The following is a 19,869-nucleotide window of genomic DNA, read 5'->3' as shown; positions in this document are numbered from 1 at the left end:
GACAAGACGATCGATGCGAAAGTGACAGTGACTGACAATGCTGGTAACACAGCCAGCCAGTCAACGCAGCTGACTTACAGCCTGGATCTGACACCACCGAAAGCCGAGATTGCGCTGGATGCCAACTTTGGCGGTGACGGTATTATCAACATAGAAGAAGCGAAAGCGACTTCGATCACGCCAGTGACGGGTACAGTCGGTGGTGACGCTAAACTGGGTGATCCAGTGGTTGTGACGATCAACGGTAAAGACTATGCAACAACCGTGGTGACGCGTGCTGACGGCAAGCTTGGTTTCAGTGTGAATGTAGCGGGTAATGAACTGGCTGCTGACGCTGACAAGACGATCGATGCGAAAGTGACAGTGACTGACAATGCTGGTAACACAGCCAGCCAGTCAACGCAGCTGACTTACAGCCTGGACCTGACACCACCGATAGCAACCATTGCGCTGGACGCCAACTTTGGCGGTGACGGTATTATTAATATTGCTGAATCTCAACCTGGTGTAAATCAGCCAGTGACCGGTACAGTGGGTGGTGAAGCTAAACTGGGTGACCCAGTCATCGTGACTATTAATGGTAAAGAGTACGCTACAACCGTGGTGACGCGTGCTGATGGTAAGTTGGGCTTTAGTGTGAGTGTGCCTGGTAGCGAATTGGTTGCGGATAGTGACAAAACTATTGATGCAAAAGTCACGACAACGGACACCTCAGGAAATGTGGGAGTGGCAACGACGCAATTGACTTATGTTGTTGACGTCACAGCACCGATCAAGCCAACCATTGATAATATTTTTGATGACTTTGGTACTTTAACCGGAAATGTTCCGTCTGGTGGTGTGGCCGATGATGCAACGCCTACACTGACTGGTAAAGCTGAAGCTGGAAGCACCGTCACGATCTTTGACGGTGCAACCAAGGTAGGTACAGCCGTCGCTGATAAAGATGGCAAATGGACATTTACCCCTGCAACAGATATCAACAAGGGCCTGCATAACTATACCGTGACTGCCACGGATAATGCTGGCAACACCAGTGTGCCAAGCGATAGTTATGCTTACACATTGAATCAGTCACCGATATTCACGACGCTTAATGGCACCGTTGAAGTCTCAGAAGATGGCTTGCCAGGTGGTTTGATTGATGCAGGTTCGTCAAATATCATCGCCTCAGGTTCCTTGGGTATCAGTGACCCTAACGGTGATTTACAGAGCGTGACACTAACAGCGCCTACAACAAATTACACTTCTGGTGGTGTAGCAATTACCTGGACCGGTGACAACACCGGAACATTGATTGGTTCTGCAAATGGTAAAGAAGTCATTCGTGTCACTATCGAGCAGGATGGTGACTATGCAGTACGCTTGTCAGGTCCGATTGATCACCCAGCGGCAGGTGAGGATACTCTCGCGCTGACATTTGGGGTGAATGCTAAAGATACAGACACGACGACTACTGGGTCTATCACTGTGAATGTTTCTGACGATGCGCCAACGGCTACCAATCAAACTGTCACTGCAACCGGTGCAGCAGGTACCAACATCATGTTAACCATTGATGTGTCTGGCAGTATGGCGACCAGAGACGGTGTAAATGGCACCTCGCGTCTGGATAGTGTGGTTGCTTCTATCAATAATTTGCTCAATCAGTATGCCAATTTAGGCGGTGATGTCCGTGTCATGATTGTGACCTTCTCTGATGGGTCTTCTCAGAAGACATCCTCATGGGTGACGATTGCTGAGGCTAAACAAGTGCTTTCAAACTTGTCAGCGGTAGGTGGCACAAATTACGACTCAGCGTTAGATGGATCAAAATCAGCATTTAACTCCAATGGCAAAGTTTCTGGAGGACAAAATGTGGGCTATTTCTTCTCAGATGGCGAGCCAAATTGGGGACTTGAAACTGGTGATGCTGATAGACAAGCCTGGGAAGCCTTCCTTAAAGCGAATGATATTAATGAATACGCACTTGGTATTGGTAGTGGCGTTTCAGCTACACAAGTTGCTAACAGCATGAACCAGATCGCATACAACGGTATCACTGAAGTTGATACAGATGCCATTCCTGTGTCTAACTTTGCACAGCTGGATGCAGCACTCAGCCAGACTGTACCCACCCCTGTTTCAGGTGCTCTGACCGATGGTGGTGGTTTTGGTGCCGATGGTGGTTACGTTAAATCGCTGGTCATCGAAGGGACTACTTACAATTTTGATGGTAAGACCGGTGCTTTGACTGTCACAGGCACGAATAACAGTACTTACAATACAAGCACGCATGAACTGACTGTCAAGACAGCTTCGGGCAGCTTCGTGGTTGATATGGATAACGGCAAGTACACCTTTACGCCTGGGCAAACAAAAGTCACATTAGTTGATACCACTTTTGACGCGAACGGAGACAGTCAGCAAACACCGGTGCCACTAGGATGGTTCACTGATAATCCAAGCGGTAAAATCGAAATTTTGCCAAGCACAACCTATGGACTCTCTGCAAGTTATGGCAACGTGCTGGAGATTGAGAACTTTAAGGGTGATGGTAATTTGTACACCTTTATTAATCCTGGCAAAAACGACACTGTGACATTGAGCTTTGATTATGCAGCACGCTCTGGTTATACCTCGGGTACAGACTCTGCGATTCAGGTGATTGTGGATGGTAAGGTAATTGATACCGTCAACACCAAAAACCTCACGATGAGTACTTTCTCATATACCTTTAGCGGTACCGGAAATCAGATGCGTGTTGAGTTTAAATCTGTGGACACCAATAGTACGGGTGGTTTGTTAGATAACATCAAGATTACAACGTCCAGCACGATCCAGCCAGCGGGTAGCACCACAGTCACTTATACCCTGAGTGACAATGATGGTGATACCAGCACTGCTGATTTGACCTTGAATGTTGCCAACAATAATACTTACGTACCGACACCAGCCGTTGCTCCCGAGGTTGGCAATGCTGTTAGCGCGGCTGGTTTGCTGACATTGCCAGGATTGCTGAATGTTGATTTACTCAACTTCTCTAGCCGTCAGGCCTTTACAGCAACAGATGTGAATAACAACATTAGTACAGTAACGATCTCTTATAGCACTTTGCTGGGAGTGACATTGGGTTCTGCATACATGACTTATTCTCAGGCCGTCGCCAATGAATTAGGCTTGTCTGTGAACTACTCACAAAACAGCGGTTTCCTGGGCCTGTTGGGTGCCAGTGGTAAGATGGTGATTACTGCTGCAGATGGCGGTACTGTAGATAATCTGGCGTTGAACGAATTCTTGTCCACCGTCAGAGTCAATGAGCAGCTGGTTGATGTCAGCCTGTTGCAAAGCTTCACCATTACAGCGACCGACAGTACCAATCTGCAGGACTCTGCAACCTCTGCCAACCTGATTAATATTGATTTGTTAAGCAGTGCAAGCAACAGTAACGTGATCACTGGAGGAGATGCTGGTAACAACGTCCTGACAGGTACTTCTGGGAACGACATTATTTATGGCTTCGATGGTAATGACACACTCAATGGTGGCGCTGGGAATGACATTCTGCGTGGTGGAGCCGGTAACGACACCCTGAATGGCAATGAGGGGAATGATATCCTGATTGGCGGCAAGGGTAACGATACTTTGACCGGTGGTGTCGGTGTAGATGTCTTCAAATGGGATAGCGGTGATGAAGGCGTTGCTGGCAATCCTGCGCGTGACACAATTACCGACTTTAATAAAGCGACAGTGGCACAGGGTGGGGATGTTCTGGATATTCGTGATTTGTTGCAAGGCGAGAATCCAAACAATCTGCAAAACTACATGCACTTTGAGAAATCAGGTAGCGATACTATCGTTCATATCAGTTCGAATGGTGGATTTGCCAGTGATGCGCATACAGTTTCTGGCAGCTTTAGCAGTGGAAACACAACCCAGCAGATCGTGTTGAGTGGTGTGGATCTAACCTCTGGTCAGAGTTCTGATGCGGCAATCATCAATAATCTGCTGTCACAACAAAAACTGATTGTTGATCAATAATCAAAATGTTGATTTGAAAAAAGCGACCTTCGGGTCGCTTTTTTTATCCTGATGAATGGGTTGGGCAAACGGGGAGCAGGTCACAAATACCAGCCAATACAAAAATAAAAAGGGCGCATGAATGCGCCCCCCTCAAAGACTCTCTGGCTGTGTGATGTTAGACAGTCAGCATATCAACAAACTGGTTGACCGGCGTTGCTTCGAGTTTTGTTTGATCCTGGCATAAGGCCAGAATATCTGCTTGCCTCTCAGCATCAAATCGGCGGGCCAGATTGACTTTAAACTTTTTGACCAGCTCGGGAATGCCTTCTCCGCGACGACGACGGTGACCAATAGGATACTCGACGGCGATATTACTGGAGCTAGTACCATCTTTAAACAACACTTGAATGGCATTGGCAATCGAGCGTTTTTCTGGGTCGTGATAATCTTTGGTGTATTCAGCTTTTTCCACGCAGGTCATTTTGTCACGTATAGCATCAATACGTGGGTCAGCGGCAGCGGCATCTTCGTAGTCTTGTGCGGTTAAACTGCCTTTTAATAAACCTACCGCCGCCATGTATTGAATACAATGGTCACGGTCAGCGGGGTTATCCAAAGGGCCTGTTTTATCAATAATGCGAATCGCCGATTCATGTGTGGTAATGACGATTTTATCTATTTGCGCGATTTGTTCTAAAGTTTGCAATTTACTGCCCACTTCTGCATTGAGTTGGAAAGCACATTCAACTGCAGTTTGTGCGTGGAACTCTGCCGGGAAGCTGATTTTGAACAGCACCTGCTCCATCACATATGAGTCGTAAGGGCGCTGGAATTTGAAGGCATTGCCTTTGAATAATACATCATAAAAGCCCCAGGTTTTGGCAGTCAGCGCGCTTGGATAGCCCATCTCGCCTTGCAGCGTCATCCAGGCCAAGCGGACCGCGCGTGAAGTAGCGTCGCCAGCTGCCCATGATTTGCGTGAGCCGGTATTCGGGCTATGGCGATAGGTGCGCAGGCTTTGGCCATCAACAAAGGCATTGGACACGGCATTGATGATGTCTTGCTTGTTGCCACCCAGCAGTTTAGTGACAACGGCTGTGGAAGCAATTTTGACCAGAATGACGTGGTCGAGGCCAACCCGGTTAAAACTGTTTTCGAGTGCCAGTACGCCTTGAATTTCATGGGCTTTGATCATGGCGGTGAGGACATCTTTCATGGTCAGCGGCGCTTTGCCTTCGGCCACATTTTTGCGTGACATATAGTCCGCTGAGGCCAGAATACCTCCCAGGTTGTCAGAAGGATGCCCCCATTCGGCTGCCAGCCAGGTGTCGTTAAAGTCCAGCCAGCGGATCATGGCACCAATATTAAAAGCCGCCAGAATCGGGTCTAGTTGATAAGACGTGCCCGGGACTTTTGCACCATTAGGGACGATGGTGCCTGCGATCACAGGTCCCAGCAGTTTGGTACAGGCAGGGTAATCCAGTGCTTCAAAACCACAGCCCAGCGTATCCATCAGACAGTTACGTGCGGTATCAAAAGCCTCGCTTGAGTGAATTTCAAAATCTGCCACGTAGTTGGCGATATCTACAATGACTTGATCAGGATCGGGGCGTACATTAGAAATATGGGCGGACATTTAGTTTTCTTTCAAATAAAGATTAGGCCACAGAGCATACAGAGGCGTTTAAAGAAACAGGTTTTTCTCTGAGTCCTCTGTGCTCTCTGTGACTAAAAGATGGTTAAGACTAACGTTTTTCCAGAGGCACAAACGGTCTGTTATCCGGGCCGCTGTACTCTGCGTTCGGACGAATGATTTTGTTGTCTATGCGTTGCTCGATGGCATGTGCTACCCAGCCTGTGGTGCGCGAGATCACAAAAATCGGTGTGAACATTCCGGTGGGGATGCCCATCATGTGATAGCTGGATGCACTGTACCAGTCCAGATTGGGGAACATTTTTTTCTCGCGCCACATGGTTTCTTCAATACGGGCAGAAATATCGAACAAGCGCATATTGCCCGCATCTTCACACAGGGCGCGGCTGACGGCCTTGATCGACTCATTGCGCGGGTCAGCGATGGTGTACACCGGATGCCCAAAGCCAATGATGATTTCCTTGCGTGCCATCCTTGCCATGATGTCGGCTTCCGCTTCATCTGGCGTTTGGTAGCGTTCGATAATTTCCATCGCGGCTTCGTTGGCCCCGCCGTGTTTTGGGCCGCGCAAGGCACCAATCGCGCCAGTGACGCATGAGTAGAGGTCAGACAGTGTCCCAGACACTACGCGTGCAGTAAAGGTCGAGGCGTTGAACTCATGCTCGGCATACAACACCAGTGAGGTGTTCATGGCTTTGATATGCAAATCCGAAGGTTTTTTGCCATGTAATATATGCAAGAAATGCGCTGCAATCGAGTCATCATCTGTTTCGACTTCAATACGCACACCTCGGTGACTGAAGTGATACCAGTAAATCAGCATGGAGCCAAAGCAGGCAATCAGTCTATCGCCCAGCGCTTGTGCGCCGGCGGTGTTGCGATCGCTGGATTCTGGTTCCAGCGTGCCTAGCATGGAGCAACCCGTGCGCATCACATCCATCGGATGCGCATTGGCTGGAATCTGTTCCAGTACGCTTTTGAGTGCACTGGGCAGGCCGCGCAGCTTTTTGAGCCTTTGATGATAAGCTGCGAGCTGAAGTGGTGAGGGCAGCTCGCCGTAAATCAGCAAATAAGCGACTTCTTCAAACGTGGCATGGTTTGCCAGTTCGATAATATCGTAACCACGGTAGTGCAAATCGTTACCGCTATGGCCCACCGTGCAGATGGCTGTGGTACCAGCGGCAACGCCGGCCAGAGCCACGCCTTTTTTCTTTTTAGGGGCTTCAAGAGTTGTTTCCATATTCACTCTCCTATTTAAATCAAACTTCAGCCATTCCCGCGGAGGCGGGAATGGCTGTAAAGGTTTATTTTTTGTATAAGGCATCCAGCTTTTCTTCAAAGGCGTGATAGCCCAGATGCGCATACAGATCGGCACGCGTTTGCATCAGGTCAAGCACATTTTTCTGCGTGCCGTCCTTGCGAATACCCTGATACACCTTGAGGGCGGCCTGATTCATGGCGCGGAAGGCAGACAGCGGATACAGCACCATACCAACGCCTGCAGTGGCCAACGCATCCACGGTAAATAGCGGGGTAGAACCAAATTCGGTAATATTGGCCAGCACAGGCACTTTCACGGCTTCTACAAACTGCTGATACATGGCAAGCTCGGTCATGGCTTCGGGGAAAATCATGTCAGCCCCCGCTTCAACGCAGGCACAGGCACGGTCAATCGCCGATTGCAGGCCTTCCACCGCCAGTGCATCGGTGCGCGCCATCACTACAAAGTCATCATATGGTTTGGCATCCACGGCAGCTTTGACCCGATCTACCATTTCTTCAAGGCTGACAATAGCTTTATTGGGGCGGTGACCGCAGCGCTTGGCACTGACCTGATCTTCAATATGCACTGCAGCAGCCCCAGCTTTGGCGACGCTTTTGATGGTGCGCGCAATGTTAAACGCTCCCCCAAAACCAGTATCGATATCAACCAGCAAAGGCGTGTCCACTGCATCGGTAATGCGGCGCACATCAATGAGCACATCTTCGAGACTGGAAATGCCGAGGTCAGGCAAGCCCAGTGAGCCGGCAGCCACACCACCGCCAGACAAGTAAATAGCTTTAAAGCCAGATTGGGTCGCCAGCATGGCATGATAGGCATTGATGGCACCTATAATCTGCAACGGCTTTTCTGCTGCGAGGGCAGCACGAAAACGTGCGCCGGGGGTTGTGAGTGTATTGTTCATGTGATCGCTCTAAATATTTAAAAAACCTGTTCACCCAAGAGGCACGGAGAACATTGTAAGAATATTTCTTTCAGTGCTCGGGTTTTCTCGGTGCCTCTGTGTCTTAGTGGTGAAATGAGAATTAAGCAAAAAATTTCTGCAAGGCTTCTTCCGGCATGCTGACGCCAGTTTGCTTGGCTTTTTGTAGCACTTCCCAAAAGTAACGATAGGTTGCGCGGTCGTGCAGTTCACCCGCATATTGAATCGGCCCCCAGTCAGCAGCTTGTGCAGACAGCAAGATATTGGCTGCATCTGTGACTTCGTCATAGTTCGGTTTCATCGCATCCACAATCGCCTGGATCTGCGTTGGATAAATACTCCACATCCGCATAAAACCAAATTCGTTACGTGCACGCGAGGCGTCGCTGTAAGTGACTTCGACATTTTTCAGATCCAGCGTCACGTTATGTGCAGGCACCACGCCGTTGGCCAATGCAGCAGAGACGACCTCGGCTTTGGCCCGACCCAGCAGCCGGTGCTCAAATTGTCCAGGGCTGCGCATTGCACTGGCCGGGATCGCCCCATGATGTGCACTGACAAAATCCATCAGACCGAAATCCAGTACTTGCAACCAGGGTAATTGTGCAATTTCATGCACCTGACGCAAGGCGCCATGGGTTTCAATCAGAATATGCACCGGAATTTCGCGGGTGATAGCGTGTTGTTTGGCGACTTGCTGGATATAGCTAATCATCTCGCGCGCCTGCGCAATGTCAGTACATTTTGGAATGGTCAAATAACTGAGCACTTGACCGGCACCGCCCACCAGAATATCGATATCTTTTTTCCAGTGCGGATGGGTGTAGTCATGGATGCGGGCGCCTGCCATCTTGTAGTGGTTGGCCTCGGAGTTGAGCACGCGCACTATCATTTCAGCATGGACTTGTTCCTGACCACTGGCCGCGCCATCTTCGCAGTCACAGGTGATATCAAATACTGGCCCTACGCCGTTTGGGTTGGTCGGGTCTTGCAAGGATAACGCTTTTAGAATGAGCTTTTCACTGCCGGCGAAATGTTCGCAGGCAGGAATTACCGGAAACGGTTTTTCCCCGCCAAACAATGCCTGATTTGGATGAACGGCCATAATTAGTTTCCTTTACGTGGAATAAGAACGGTGATATCAAGGTCAAGTACCACATTCGGGTGGTATCCCTGCGATGTCTTGATGTTTTCAACATGATCAGGCGGAATATTTTTCAGGCCGATCATGCGCAATCTGAGTGCGCCCAGTTGCGGATGGGGCAGCGCCCATTGTTCCAACACTTCAGTCATGCAATATATGGTGTCACCTGCATAACTTGGATTGGCATGTGTGCCTCCATTGATTGCTGCGATAGATAAGGCATTTTCCAGACCTTCAAAACTCAATGCACGACAGGCTGAAATCACAACTCCCCCATAGATCAGGCGCTGTCCTTGCGGTGTGGATTGCATCAGGTGCGCATCGAAGTGCAGACGCGCGTTATTCTGGTATAAATGCGTGGCCATGGTATGGTCACTGTCATTCAGGGTAAGGCCTGAAGGGTGGCGCAGTCGTTCACCCACGGCATAGTCTTCCCAGAAATAGCGGCCGCCAGTGGCTACTGAAATTTCATGGTGTGCAGTAAAAGGCTCTGGTAAACGCAGTTGTTGCGCCTCTACATAGGCGGGTAATTCCGGAATGACGGTTTCAGGCGCTGGCACATCGAGATTCTTTTTATGCACCATGACCCAGCGCACCCAGCTTAACACTGGTTGCTGATCCTGATTGACGGAAGTAGAGCGTACCCAGACAACGCCATTTTTACCGCTGGAGTTTTGCTTGAGGCCAATCACTGTGCTGGTTGTGGTCAACGTGTCTCCCACAAAGACTGGCTGCAGAAAACGCACATCTGCATAGCCCAGATTGGCGACTGCATTGACCGAAATGTCAGGCACGGTTTTGCCAAATGCAATATGAAACGCCAGCAAGTCATCTACCGGCATCTGCGTATAACCCAGCGATTGCGCAAAAGGCGTGCTGCAATGTAGTGGGTTGCGTGTGCCCGTGAACGCAAGGTACATAGCACAATCGCCAGCTGTGATTGTGCGCGGCGTCGCGTGTTGAATGACTTCATTTAGTTTGAAATCTTCAAAAAAACGGCCTGTATGTATTTTAGATGCCATGTCTGCTTCCTGATTGTGCGTGCTAAATAAACTCTTCTTCCAGTTCGGCAATCGCTTCTGCCAGCTGAATGAGTCGTTGTGCTGCCTTGATGTGATGGTGCTCCACCAGCTTGTCGTTGACCACCACAGTGCCACGCCCCCCTTCATTGGCTTCCTTGAGGGCCTTGATAATCAAGCGTGCATGTTCTACTTCTGCGCGATGAGGTGTATAGGCATCGTTACAATAAGCAATCTGCGCCGGGTGTACCAATGATTTGCCATCCATGCCCATGTCGCGACCAAGGCGACAGGCGTATTCAAAGGAATGCATATTCTTGAAATCACTGGTAATGCCATCAATTACACCTTTGCCATAGGCGCGTGCAGCCAGAATCACCAGTGAAAGAGAGGTGAGAATGGCTGAGCGCTCGTGTGTGACCCTGGCATGTAACTGGGAAATCAGATCTGAAGTAGCCATCACCATACAGATGATCCGCTCGGAAGCTGCGGCGATTTCCTTGGCATTCAAAACCGCCAGCGGACTTTCTATCATCACCATCATGGGCGTGTCTTTGCCGCCTGCATCATCCAGCAATTGCTGTGCTTGCAATACATCTTCCCGTGACTCGATATTCGGGAACAGCACGGCGTCGGCACCGATATTGGCGACTGCTTTGATGTCGTCGTGCCCCCAGATGGAGTCAAAATCGTTGACGCGGATGACCACTTCTCTTTTGCCGTAGCCCCCTTGCTCGACGGCATGTACCACATTTTCACGCGACTGGATTTTGGCGTCGACCAATATTGGGTCGCCCAGGTCCAGAATCACGGAATCGGCAGCCAGCGTACGCGCTCTGTCCAGGTAGTGCGGGTTGCAGCCTGGTACGTAGAGCATGGAGCGCCTGGGTCTCAATGCATATGTCATGGTAAATCCTCTCACGATGAGAATGTGTTAAAAACATTATTCATGATATGTTTTTATCTGTCAATAAATATCTTATGTCTTATATAAGATATAAAACAATAGACAACTTAAATCTGTTGTGATATAAATGAATAAATGCGAAATACACATCAAACTACGTGCGTCACGCGAATGGAGTAGTGATCTATGGACAAGCAATTGGGTTCACCAAGTTATCGGCCGTTATACGACCAAATCAAAGTATTGATTACCCAAAGCCTGATAGGCGGGGAGTGGCGGCCAGGGGATATGATCCCCAGTGAAATTGATTTGGCGCAACGTTATAAGGTGAGCCAAGGGACAGTGCGCAAGGCGATTGATAGTCTGGCAACCGAAAATATATTGATACGTCGTCAGGGCAAAGGGACATTCGTTGCTACGCACAATCAGGATGACGTGAAATTACGATTTTTGCGGCTGACAGCTGAAAATGGCCAGAAGGAGTTGCTGCAGAACGAGTTTGTTTCCTGCATTAAAAGCAAGGCGAATGTCCATATTGGCAGAGTGCTCGAAATGAAGGCGGGGGCTACCACTATAGAAGTGAAGCGGTTGCTGACTTTTTCAGGCCGCCCCTTGATTTATGACCATATTATTGTGCCGGCAGCACCATTTAAAGGGCTGAATCGAGCCAAAGTGGAGGAGAGTAATGGCTCCATGTACAGTATGTATGAGTCTCAGTTTGGTATTCGTATGGTGCGTGCCGAAGAGCGGATTAAGGCGGTTGGGGCGGATGCCGAAGTTGCGAAAGCGCTAGGTCTGAAGGAAGGCTATCCGCTGCTTAGTATTGAACGTGTGTCTTTTACCTATGGTGATCGACCAATGGAGTGGCGCTTGGGCTTGTGTATTACTGACGACCACCACTACATGAGCGAGCTTGAATGATTCCAGAATTTTCATTAGCGGTGTTGGGGTTGGTTGGCTGCGCGCGCTGTATTGTCTGCGCTCATCCGCCTTGCTGCTGAAGTGTTTGCATCATTTGAACAGATAGAAATACTTAAGGAGAAATCATGGACGACTTAAAAAAACGCGCGTTGGATTACCACCAGTTTCCCAAGCCGGGCAAGCTGAGCGTGGAGTCGTCAAAACCTTGTGCGACACAGCAGGATTTGTCTCTGGCGTATACACCAGGGGTAGCTGCGCCAGTGCTCGAAATCGAGGCAGATCCTGCCAATGCCTACAAATATACCAACAAAGGGAATTTGGTGGCGGTGATTACCGACGGCACAGCGGTGCTGGGTTTGGGGAATGTCGGCGCCTTGGCTGGCAAGCCGGTGATGGAAGGCAAGGCGGTGCTGTTTAAACGGTTTGCCGACATTGATGTGTTTGATATTGAAGTGAATGCAGCCACGCCCGATGACTTTATCCAGACAGTCGTGAACATTGCGCCGACGTTTGGCGGCATTAATCTCGAGGATATTGCTGCACCGCATTGCTTTTATATCGAAAACGAATTGAAAAAACGTCTGGATATCCCGGTTTTTCATGACGATCAGCATGGCACTGCAGTGATTGTGGCGGCTGCCTTGCTCAATGCGCTAGAGCTCCAAAGCAAAACGCTGCCCCGCGCCAAAATTGTGTTTTTGGGTGCGGGTGCGGCGGGTTGTTCATGCGCAAAGTTGCTCAAATTAATGGGCGCGACCAATATCATCATGGTCGATCGCAAAGGTGTGCTGGATACTGCGCGTGATGATCTGCATGACAACAATCGCGCATTGGCGATTGCACCGGGTCAAGTGAATACGCTTGCTGAGGCTATGCAAGGCGCAGATGTCTTTATTGGCGTTTCGGCCAAAAATGGCTTGCCGGCAGAGCTGGTTGGGTTGATGGCGCCGAATCCGGTGATTTTTGCACTGGCCAACCCTGATCCGGAGATTTTACCCAGTCAGGTATGGGCTGTGCGTCAGGATGCCATTATGGCGACCGGACGCAGTGACTTCCCCAATCAGGTGAATAACGCCTTGTGTTTTCCCTACCTGTTTCGCGGGGCACTGGATGCCAAGGCCAAACAGATTACTGAAGATATGAAAGTGGCTGCCGCCAAGGCCTTGAGTGCCCTGGCACGTGAGCCAGTGCCGCAGGCCGTGCTGGATGCCTATCAACTGCAGTCGCTTTCTTTTGGCAAGGATTACATTATTCCCAAACCCTTTGATCCACGTCTGATGGCGTATGTGGCAGGGGCCGTGGCGCAGGCAGCCAAGGCTGGCGAGTAAGGGGTGGGCTGTTCAGCATGATCGTCAAAAAACAGAAAAAGCAACGCCCAAAAAATCTGAATCTGTTCACGATTCGATTGCCGGTGAATGCCATGGTGTCAATCATGCACCGTGCCAGTGGTGTATTGCTGTTTCTCGTTCAGCCATTGTTATTATGGGCTTTGCATACCTCGCTGCACAGTGCACAGGGCTATCAGCAAGTTGCAATTGTGCTGAAAGACTGGCCGGTGAAGTTGCTTCTGAGTATTTTGGGCTGGGCATTTTTACATCATTTTTTTGCTGGTTTGCGTCATTTGGCGATGGATGTGCACTGGATGACCACGTTGCAAAAAGCGCGTTTTTCCAGCCGTGTTGTATTGGCGTTGGGAGCCATGTCAACGCTTTGCTGGGTATGGGTGCTATGGTAAACGGAACAGAACATTATGTGGTTTGAGTTATTTACAGCAAGATATCCGGGCATGCGCCGCTGGCTGACACAGCGTTTGTGTGCGCTAACCATGGCTATTTATATGCTGCTGTTTTTGTTGCGCGTATGTTGGTTGTCACCATCAGATTTTTCCGGTTGGCAAGCCCTGTTTATGCCATGGTGGTGGCGCGTGCTGACTGGCTGGTTTTTTATTTGCATGTTGTTACATGCGTGGCTTGGGGTGCGCGATGTATTGCGTGACTACGTGCCACATTTAACCTTGCGCGCTATGTTGCAATGGCTGGTGGATATTACTGTAATTGGCAACCTGCTGGCGGCTGGATTGATTTTATTTGGATTGAATTTTTAAGGTGAGTGGCATGACAACTACACTTCAGCAGCATCAGGTTGATGCAGTCATCATAGGCGGCGGCGGCGCAGGTTTGCGTGCAGCCTTGCAACTGGCAGAGTCCGGCGCCGATGTGGCGGTGCTGTCCAAGGTGTTTCCTACCCGTTCGCACACCGTGGCTGCGCAGGGCGGTATTGCTGCGGCATTGGGTAATGTGGCTGAAGACAACTGGTTGTGGCATATGTACGACACGATCAAAGGTTCGGATTACCTGGGTGACCAGGATGCCATCGAGTTTATGTGTCGCAATGCCGCCAAAGCCATTATCGAGCTGGAGCATTTTGGCATGCCGTTTGACCGCCTGGAAAATGGCCGCATTTTTCAACGCCCGTTTGGCGGCATGACCCGTAATTTTGGCGAACAGCCGATTTCACGTACCTGTGCAGTGGCCGATCGTACCGGTCATGCCATGCTGCATACTCTGTACCAGCGCAACGTCAAGGCCAACACCCAGTTTCTGATTGAGTGGTTTGCGCTCGATTTGATTCGCGACAGCGAGGGCGATGTGCTGGGGGTGATTGCACTGGAGATTGAAACCGGTGAAATCCATGTCATTCATGCCAAAGCCACCATGCTGGCTACCGGCGGCGGTGGCCGTATTTTTCAGGCAAGTACCAATGCCTTTATCAATACCGGTGATGGCTTGGGCATGGCCGCACGTGCTGGATTGCCGTTGCAGGACATGGAGTTCTGGCAGTTTCACCCGACTGGTGTGTTGAATGCCGGTGTGCTGATTACCGAAGGTGTGCGTGGCGAGGGCGGTTATCTGGTCAATAGTGAAGGTGAACGCTTTATGGAACGCTATGCGCCAAGTGCCAAAGACCTTGCCAGTCGTGACGTAGTTTCGCGCGCCATGGCCACCGAGATCAAGGAAGGCCGTGGTATTGGTAAGTATAAGGATGCTGTCTATCTTAAACTGGATCACCTGGGTGAAGAGATTATCAGCAAGCGCTTGCCCGGTATCCGTGAAATTGCCAAAACCTTTGCCAGTGTTGACCCGATCAAAGATCCGATTCCAGTGGTACCGACGGCGCATTACATGATGGGCGGGATTCCTACCAATCTGGATGGTCAGGTTGTCATCCACGACGGGCAATCCGAACGCGTGGTCAATGGTCTGTATGCCGTAGGGGAATGTGCCTGTGTATCTGTACACGGGGCTAACCGCTTAGGTTCCAACTCCCTGCTTGACCTGGTGGTATTTGGCAAGGCTGCAGGGGACAAAATGGCGGCTGATATTGCCGGAGCCAAGGCACATAAGCCTTTGCCGGCGCAGGTGGCCGATACCACGCTGGCACGGGTTAACCGTCTCGAACAGTCCAGCGCAGGTGAAAAGGTGGCAGAGGTCGGCCTGGCTATGCGGCAAACAATGCAGAAACATTGCGGGGTATTCCGCTTTCCTGATTTGCTGGAAACCGGTGTCAGCGCCATCGAGCAGGTGGCGCAACGTGCGCAGGACATGCGTATCAATGATAAGAGCAAAGTATTTAACACCGCGCGCGTTGAAGCACTGGAACTGGATAACTTGATGCAGGTAGCCATGGCAACCATGCATGCCGCCCATGCCCGTCAGGAAAGCCGCGGCGCACATGCCCGTGAAGATTATCCCGAGCGTGATGACCAGCGCTGGCTCAGTCACTCTTTGTTCCATAGCGTTGCCCGCAAACTGACTTATAAACCCGTGCGTCTCAAGCCGCTGACAGTAGAACCGTTTGAATTGAAGAAAAGGGTGTATTGATATGAAATTTTCACTCTATCGTTTTAACCCGGATGTCGATAAAAAACCTTACATGCAGGACATTGAAGTCGTGCTTGAAGACTCCGATGTCATGTTGCTGGATGCGCTGTTACGTATCAAGGAAATGGATGACAGTTTTAGTGTACGCAAATCCTGTCGTGAAGGCGTGTGTGGTTCGGATGCCATGAATATCAATGGCAAGAACGGCCTGGCCTGCATCACTAAACTCAGCGATTTGCAGGAGCCGGTCGTGTTACGTCCGATGCCGGGTTTGCCGGTGATTCGTGATCTGGTGGTCGACATGACGCAGTTTTTTGATAACTACCATTCGGTCATGCCCTATTTGCAGAACCACGACACTCCGCCGGAAACCGAGCGTCTGCAAAGCCCGGAAGACCGCGCCAAACTTGATGGCCTATATGAATGCATTTTATGCGGCGCCTGTACCACTTCCTGCCCTAGCTTCTGGTGGAATCCGGACAAGTTTGTGGGCCCGGCAGGGCTGATGCAGGCATATCGCTTTATTGCTGACAGTCGTGATCAGGAACAGGATGCCCGCCTGGAGAATCTTGAGGATCCGTATCGCCTGTATCGTTGCCACAACATCATGAACTGTACTGATGTGTGCCCGAAAAAACTCAATCCGAATGCGGCGATTGCAGCCATCAAGGATTTGAAAATTGAGAAAGCAAAAGAAAAGCATCAGGATGGACAGTCAGGTGACAACCCGCCTGGCAACAGGGGCGGCAAAAAAATATTTGGCATCAAAGTGATATAGGAGCGCGGCATGATGAATGCAGAGATTTTGCGAGACGCAGAACAAAGAAGGCTGGCTTGGCGTTGCCGTCGCGGTATGCTTGAGTTGGATATTGTGTTGCAACGGTTTGTCTCGACCAGTTTTGATAGCTTGACGCTGGCCGAGATGACACAGTTTGATGCCTTACTGGAACTGCCAGATACCCGGTTTTGGGCATTAATTCAGGAGGAACCGCTTGCCGTGACTAGTGCACAACCCTTCGTTAACATCGACCAGCAAGCCGTGCTGCACAAACTCAGAGCCAGTCGCCATCCGGCAGAACAGGAGAACGCATGATTCAGCATATGGGGGAAGAACCAATCTCTTTGGACGCTTCGGCGCTGGGGGATTATTGGCCAGGTATTCAGTTGTATTACCCGCCGGTTAAATACGCGCCAAGTCTGGGTATTTATGAGGATATGGAGCAAGCCGCAGCCCGCATGGTTAAACATGCGCACTTTACCAATGCCCATACCCTGATTTTTGACCTGGAAGATGGCTGTCGGCAAAAAGAAATGAGCCGAACCCTGTTGCGGCAGGAGTTGCCACAACTGCGCAAGGTCAATGAACGGGTCACTATTGCCATTCGTTGTAACTCCTTCCGTACCGATGAGTACGAAGAGGATATGAAGCTGGTGCGCGACATGGGCGATTATATTGACGTGGTGATGCTGGCCAAGGCAGGCGAGTCCTATGGCGCCGCCGAAGTCAGGGACTTGTCCAGCTTCCTGATCAGCGTGAATCCCAGTATCACCATACAGCCGATTATCGAGCACCCGAAGTCACTCAAAATCGCCCCCGACTTGATGCAATACGATACGGTCAAGCACGTTGTGTTCGGGATTCATGACTTTTCCAAGGCGCTGGGGATTCACATTACCCCGGAGCACTGGATTGAAGAATTGTTTTACTTTATTAACCAGTTGATTTTTGAAGCGCGGATTGCTGGTACAGGGGTGATTGGCGGAGTAGAAACCCTGATCGGCAGTCACATCATGCCTGACAAGTTTGTCGAGCCGCATGATGTTCGCCGCTGGTTAGATTTGCATGGTGATAATGAGTCTCGCGTGGTTTATAAGCATGCCTGTCAGGAAGCCGCCATGGGGCTGACGGGCAAGCAGGTGATTCATCCAGGCCATATTCACCTGTGTAAAACCGCGTATACGCCTTCACCCACCGAGATTAACCAGAAAGTAGCTATATTGAAAGCAGCGATCGAAGCCGACGCCCTGCTTGGTGGTGCGATCAAATTTGAAGGTGAAATGCTGGATCCGCCCATGTTTGGCAAAGCGCTGCAAACCTTGTTGCGCGCGCATGCCTTACGGGCACTGAAGACCAGTGATATGGAGTTTGCATTACATGTGTTGCAGTTGATGCCAGCGCAAGTCGTACGCCAAAACTGGCCCTACGGCATCCTGCTTTAAAAAATTCATTTTTAGCGCGAATTGTGTTGTTGCAGGCCGTTATTTTATTAGTGCTCGAAATGCGCATTTACTTTAAGTACATTCCGCTTTCTGTGCGCTGTGCACCTAGCACTTCATCGCTAAATTCTGAATTTGAGCTTATTGAGAGATTTAAAAAAGCATTTTCAAAAGAAATGTTTAGAACCGCATCGCATCAACCATGCGTGCATAGAATGAATGGAAAGGTTTGAACATGAAACAGTTAGCCCCTTATCCACAATGGCAATGGAATATACCGGCGTTTTTCAATATCGGTGTGGCGTGCAGTGACCGTCACTTGGGGACATCCAAGGCCGATGAAATTGCCATGATTGTCGAAGATGATACCTTTGGCACCAGTACCATCACTTTTGCGCAACTGGCCGAGCGAACAGACCGTTTTGCCGAGGTGTTGCGCACATTGGGGGTGACGCCGGGTGACCGCGTCCTGATTCGTCTGCCTAACAGTCTGGATTATCCTGTTGCATTTTTGGGTGCCATGAAAGTCGGGGCGATTTCAGTGCCAACCTCGACCTTGCTGACGGCTGAGGAGGTGGCTTATCTGGCCAAAGATTCGGCTGCGGTGGTACTGGTGACCGATGCGGCCGCGTGGGCTGGCATGTCAGCCAAGATGCAGGAAAATCTTGCGCAAACGCCGTATCTGAAGCATGTTCTGCTGACACAGTTGACCGGCGAAATAGCCCCCTCCACTGTGTTGAATGTGGTGTCGCTGGAGGCGGCACTGGCGATGGTCAAACAGGTGCAGCCTGCCTACGCTACACGTGCAGAGGATCCGGCCTATCTGGTCTATACCTCAGGCACGACTGGTTATCCCAAAGGCGTGCTGCACGCGCATCGTGCCTTGGTTGGACGTCAGCCAGCGGCGCAATACTGGTTTAATTACAGCGATACCGTGCAAGACCGTATCATGCACTCCGGTAAATTTAACTGGACTTATGTGCTGGGTACCGGACTCATGGACCCGCTGTATCTGGGTAAAACGGTGATTGTGCACGAGGGCAAAAATGATGCACAAAAATGGCTGGCGCTGATTGCCAAGCACTCAGCTACCATTTTTATCGGTGTGCCGACCATTTATCGCCAACTGCTGCAAAAAACAGTCTCTACCCAGGCAGATATTCCCAGTGTGCGCCACTTTATGAGCGCCGGTGAGCATTTGTCGGATGAGGTCCTGACGCAGTGGCGTGAACGCTTTGGTCTGGATATTTATGAAGCGGTGGGCATGAGCGAGTTTTCATACTACCTATCCCAAAGTATTTACCGGCCAATTCGCGCCGGTTCGGCCGGCTTTCCCCAGCCTGGGCACGCGATTGTTTTGCTGAACCCTGACACACGCGAACCCGTGGCAGAAGGCGAGGAGGGCATGATTTGCGTGCCGGAGAACGACCCGGGCTTGTTCCTGAGTTATTGGAACCTGCCCGATGAAACCGCCAAATACAAACATGATGGCTATTTCTTTACCGGCGATTATGCAAAATATGATGCGGATGGCTACCTCTGGTTTCTTGGCCGTAAAGACGACATTATCAAGAGCTTTGGTTACCGTGTCTCCCCTTACGAGATTGAGCGCGTCTATAAAGGGCATCCAGCCGTGGCCGATTGCGCTGCTGTGGGCGAGGAAATCGAAAAAGACAAATTGCTGGTGGTGATTTATGTGATCCCGAAACCGGATGTTCAGATTGCCCCGGAAGAGCTGATTGCGTTTGGCAAGCAGCATCTGGCCGCGTATAAAGCGCCAAAAACAGTCTACCTGGCCCGGGAGTTTCCACGGACCAAGAATGGTAAAATTCTGCGTAAGGATGTCAGCCCGTCGATTGCTTACAACAAAAGCAATCCACGTTAATCATCCATATTGAACGATGCCGCATTGAAAGAACC

Annotated in this window: 16 protein-coding genes; 10 read left to right on the top strand and 6 right to left on the bottom strand. The window is 50.3% G+C overall.

Annotation, left to right across the window (positions count from 1 at the left end; all coding sequences use genetic code 11):
- Positions 1–4,020 (top strand): Ig-like domain-containing protein (locus Q9291_RS10000; RefSeq protein WP_306389900.1); only part of this gene is annotated, 4,020 nt, incomplete at its 5' end.
- 157 nt (positions 4,021–4,177) lie between these two features.
- Here Q9291_RS10000 and Q9291_RS09995 read toward each other — a convergent pair.
- The 6 genes from Q9291_RS09995 to Q9291_RS09970 all read right to left on the bottom strand — a co-directional run bounded on the left by Q9291_RS09995 (position 4,178) and on the right by Q9291_RS09970 (position 10,930).
- Entirely contained in the window at positions 4,178–5,638 is a 1,461-nt protein-coding gene (locus tag Q9291_RS09995) for a bifunctional 2-methylcitrate dehydratase/aconitate hydratase (protein ID WP_306389898.1), read from the bottom strand.
- 109 nt (positions 5,639–5,747) lie between these two features.
- Entirely contained in the window at positions 5,748–6,896 is a 1,149-nt protein-coding gene (gene prpC / locus Q9291_RS09990; protein WP_306389897.1) for a bifunctional 2-methylcitrate synthase/citrate synthase, read from the bottom strand.
- Positions 6,897–6,960: 64 nt separating this feature from the next.
- Entirely contained in the window at positions 6,961–7,842 is an 882-nt protein-coding gene (gene prpB / locus Q9291_RS09985) for a methylisocitrate lyase (protein ID WP_306389896.1), read from the bottom strand.
- A 121-nt stretch (positions 7,843–7,963) separates the two neighbouring features.
- Positions 7,964–8,965, bottom strand: coding sequence for an HpcH/HpaI aldolase/citrate lyase family protein (locus tag Q9291_RS09980; RefSeq protein WP_306389895.1), 1,002 nt, complete (start codon positions 8,963–8,965; stop codon positions 7,964–7,966).
- Positions 8,966–8,967: 2 nt separating this feature from the next.
- Positions 8,968–10,161 (bottom strand): MaoC family dehydratase, encoded by a 1,194-nt coding sequence (locus Q9291_RS09975; RefSeq protein WP_370530755.1) that lies wholly within the window; start codon positions 10,159–10,161, stop codon positions 8,968–8,970.
- Positions 10,049–10,930 (bottom strand): HpcH/HpaI aldolase/citrate lyase family protein, encoded by an 882-nt coding sequence (locus Q9291_RS09970; protein WP_306389893.1) that lies wholly within the window; start codon positions 10,928–10,930, stop codon positions 10,049–10,051. The genes Q9291_RS09975 and Q9291_RS09970 overlap by 113 nt, the downstream gene beginning before the upstream one ends.
- A gap of 186 nt (positions 10,931–11,116) precedes the next feature.
- On the opposite strand from Q9291_RS09970, the gene Q9291_RS09965 reads away from it, so the two are divergent.
- From Q9291_RS09965 to Q9291_RS09925, 9 genes are all read left to right on the top strand, one after another.
- On the top strand, positions 11,117–11,851 hold the full coding sequence (locus Q9291_RS09965; RefSeq protein WP_306389892.1) for a GntR family transcriptional regulator: 735 nt from the start codon (positions 11,117–11,119) through the stop codon (positions 11,849–11,851).
- 125 nt (positions 11,852–11,976) lie between these two features.
- Complete coding sequence (locus Q9291_RS09960) at positions 11,977–13,179, top strand: malic enzyme-like NAD(P)-binding protein (RefSeq protein ID WP_306389891.1); 1,203 nt, start codon at positions 11,977–11,979, stop codon at positions 13,177–13,179.
- A 17-nt stretch (positions 13,180–13,196) separates the two neighbouring features.
- Positions 13,197–13,586: a succinate dehydrogenase, cytochrome b556 subunit gene (gene sdhC / locus Q9291_RS09955; RefSeq protein WP_306389890.1), complete on the top strand. Its 390-nt coding sequence runs from the start codon at positions 13,197–13,199 to the stop codon at positions 13,584–13,586.
- Positions 13,587–13,601: 15 nt separating this feature from the next.
- Positions 13,602–13,955 carry a succinate dehydrogenase, hydrophobic membrane anchor protein gene (gene sdhD, locus Q9291_RS09950; protein ID WP_306389889.1) on the top strand — a complete coding sequence of 118 codons (354 nt, stop codon included), beginning with the start codon at positions 13,602–13,604 and terminating at the stop codon, positions 13,953–13,955.
- 10 nt (positions 13,956–13,965) lie between these two features.
- The gene (gene sdhA / locus Q9291_RS09945) at positions 13,966–15,732 is read left to right on the top strand and encodes a succinate dehydrogenase flavoprotein subunit (RefSeq protein ID WP_306389888.1); all 1,767 of its coding nucleotides are present in this window, start codon (positions 13,966–13,968) and stop codon (positions 15,730–15,732) included.
- Between the two features lies 1 nt (position 15,733).
- On the top strand, positions 15,734–16,510 hold the full coding sequence (locus tag Q9291_RS09940) for a succinate dehydrogenase iron-sulfur subunit (RefSeq protein ID WP_306389887.1): 777 nt from the start codon (positions 15,734–15,736) through the stop codon (positions 16,508–16,510).
- A 9-nt stretch (positions 16,511–16,519) separates the two neighbouring features.
- Positions 16,520–16,825 carry an FAD assembly factor SdhE gene (locus Q9291_RS09935; RefSeq protein WP_306389886.1) on the top strand — a complete coding sequence of 102 codons (306 nt, stop codon included), beginning with the start codon at positions 16,520–16,522 and terminating at the stop codon, positions 16,823–16,825.
- Positions 16,822–17,952: an HpcH/HpaI aldolase/citrate lyase family protein gene (locus Q9291_RS09930; RefSeq protein WP_306389885.1), complete on the top strand. Its 1,131-nt coding sequence runs from the start codon at positions 16,822–16,824 to the stop codon at positions 17,950–17,952. The genes Q9291_RS09935 and Q9291_RS09930 overlap by 4 nt, the downstream gene beginning before the upstream one ends.
- Positions 17,953–18,184: 232 nt before the next feature.
- A complete protein-coding gene (locus Q9291_RS09925) occupies positions 18,185–19,834 on the top strand; it encodes an acetate--CoA ligase (RefSeq protein WP_306389884.1) in 1,650 nt (549 codons plus the stop codon).
- Positions 19,835–19,869: the final 35 nt, after the last annotated feature.

It is taken from the genome of Methylophilus aquaticus (genome assembly GCF_030769565.1).
GTDB lineage: Bacteria > Pseudomonadota > Gammaproteobacteria > Burkholderiales > Methylophilaceae > Methylophilus > Methylophilus aquaticus.
Note: the sequence above shows the minus strand (reverse complement) of the source record. Positions and strands in the feature narration are given on the sequence as shown.